Source organism: Burkholderia sp. Cy-637, assembly GCF_011753175.1.
In the GTDB taxonomy this organism is placed as follows: Bacteria; Pseudomonadota; Gammaproteobacteria; order Burkholderiales; family Burkholderiaceae; genus Burkholderia; species Burkholderia gladioli.
Genome location: NZ_VWWC01000345.1, coordinates 1 through 2,336, shown reverse-complemented (window position 1 = coordinate 2,336; position 2,336 = coordinate 1). Strand labels below are relative to the sequence as shown.

The window sequence follows — 2,336 nt, the reverse complement described above, 5'->3', positions numbered from 1 at the left end:
ATCGCGTGCGGCTCGCCGGCCTGGGCCACCATCGCGCGCCATTGCTCGATCTGGACCCGGTCGGCGCGGGTGGCGCCGCCGCCCCAGCCGGCCGCCGCCACGCCGGCGGCGAGCAGCGCGGCCACCGCCAGCATGCCGGCGGCCGGCAGGTTGGCGCGGGCCAGGCGCGCCAGCCCGCGCGCCGGGGCCGGGATCGACGCGGAGACGGTTGCCGAGGCGCCGGCGGACAAGCTGTCGAACATGCGCATCGCGGGCCTCACTGGGTCAGGTCGATTTCATAGGTGGCGAGGCCCTTGCCGCTGCCGTCGTCGGCGCTCACCTGGGTGATGCCGGTCAGGCCCGCCGCGGCGGCCTCGGCCAGCAGGTTCGGCGCCGAGGCGAAGCGCACGTGCGCCGCCGAGCTGGCGAGCCGGGTGAAGCGCCAGCTGCGCGCCGCACCGTCGGTGGCGCGGGTGAGCTTGCCGCGCTTCTTGATGTAGGCGATCAGCACGTCGCGGTTGGCGTCGGGCGAGGCGAAGATCGTCTTGCTGCCGTCCAGGCCCGGGAAGTTGCCGCCGCCGCTGGCGCGGTAGTTGTTGGTGGCGACGATGAACTGCGCGTTCGCGTCGAGTGCCGCGCCCTTGTACAGCAGCTTGCGGATCCGGCTGCCCACCGGCTGCGTGACGTCGATCTCGTAGCTCAGGTCCGGCGAGGTGAACATGTCGAAGTTGTAGCCGGGGAAGCTGCTGACCAGCTGCTGCACGGTGGCGGCGTTCGGATCGATGGTGTTGAAGCGCTTGGCGGCCGTCTCGAGCCAGGCCTTCAGGTCGCCGCCGCTGATCTTCACCGCGTAGACGGTGTTCGGGTACAGGTAGAGGTCGGCCGCGTTGTTGATCGCCAGGCCGCCCGGCGCCACGTCGGTGAAGTCGGTGCCGCCGCCGAAGCCGCTCTTGAACGGCGCGCTGACCGACAGCACCGGCAGCGAGGCGTATTGCGGCAGGTTCGCCTGCACGTAGCTCGCCACGTAGTCGGCCTGCGCCTCGTTGACGATCTGGATCGCGCCCGGGTCGCCCACGTCGGCGAAGTAGCTGCTCATGCGGTAGTCGGTGCTGCCCACCGGCGTCTTCACGTAGTCGATGGTGGCCTGGTGCTCGGCCGCGATCGCCGCCGACACGCTCGGGTCGGCCGCCACGTAGCTCTTGTCGGCGTTCTGGATCGAGCGCGCCTCGACCGTGGTCTGCGACTTGTCGACGTTCCAGCGCTTGCCGTCCCAGGCCAGGCCCAGCTTGATCACGCCGAGGTGCTTGCCCCAGTAGTTGGCCATCACGGTGGGCACGCCGTTGACGGTGCCCTTGACCTTGTCGACGCCCGGCAGGTTGAACTGGCCGACCGTGCTGTTCGCGTCCGGGAACACCTGATGCGAGTGGCCGATCAGCATCGCGTCGATGCCGGGCACCTGGGCCAGCCACCAGCTGCCGTTCTCCATGGTCGGCGAGTAGGCGGAATTGTCGAGGCCGCCGTGCGAGATCGCCACCACCAGGTCGGCGCCCTTAGCGCGCATCTCGGGGACGTACTTCTCGGCGGCTTCCTTGAGGCCGGTGGTGTAGACCTTGCCGTCCAGCCAGCGCTTGTCCCAGCTCATGATCGCCGGCGGCGTGAAGCCGATGATGCCGACCTTGACCGGCGCGCTCACGGTGCTGCCGTCGGGCGCGGTGGCGCTCACCACCCTGGTGATGATGGTGTAGGGCTGGAACAGCGGCTGATTGGTCCTGGCGCTGATCACGTTGGACAGCACCTGCGGGAAGTTCGGCCCCGCGCATTTCTGCTGCTGCGCCGGATCGGGCAGCCCGTCGATGTCGAAACGATTGCCGGTGACCTGCGAGAGATAGGGCAGGCCGTAGTTGAATTCGTGGTTGCCGATCGCGCCGCCGTCGAACTTCGCGGCGTTCATCACCTTGTAGATCGCCAGCGTCTGGTCGCAGGAAACCGGCTTGACCAGCGCCTGGTAGTCGGACAGCGCGGTGCCCTGGATGGTGTCGCCGTCGTCGAGCAGCAGGTTGTTCGGATATTGCTTGCGGGCCGCCGCGATCAGCGTGGCGACGCGCTCGAAGCCGATCGAATTGTCGGCCGCCAGCTTGAAGTAGTCGTCGGACAGCACGTTGGTGTGGAGGTCGGTGGTTTCCGGCAGAGCGAGCGTGGCGCGAGTACCGGCCGGAGCCTGGGCCTCGGTACCGGCTTGACCAGCGCCTGGTAGTCGGACAGCGCGGTGCCCTGGATGGTGTCGCCGTCGTCGAGCAGCAGGTTGTTCGGATATTGCTTGCGGGCCGCCGCGATCAGCGTGGCGACGCGCTCGAAGC

2 pseudogenes are annotated in these 2,336 nt (G+C 69.0%); both read right to left on the bottom strand.

The annotated features are described in order from the left end of the window. Positions 1–242 (bottom strand): annotated as a pseudogene (locus tag F3J10_RS35305) (sel1 repeat family protein); the annotation flags it as partial. A 14-nt stretch (positions 243–256) separates the two neighbouring features. Continuing rightward, positions 257–2,209 (bottom strand): annotated as a pseudogene (locus tag F3J10_RS35300) (bifunctional 2',3'-cyclic-nucleotide 2'-phosphodiesterase/3'-nucleotidase); the annotation flags it as partial. Positions 2,210–2,336: the final 127 nt, after the last annotated feature.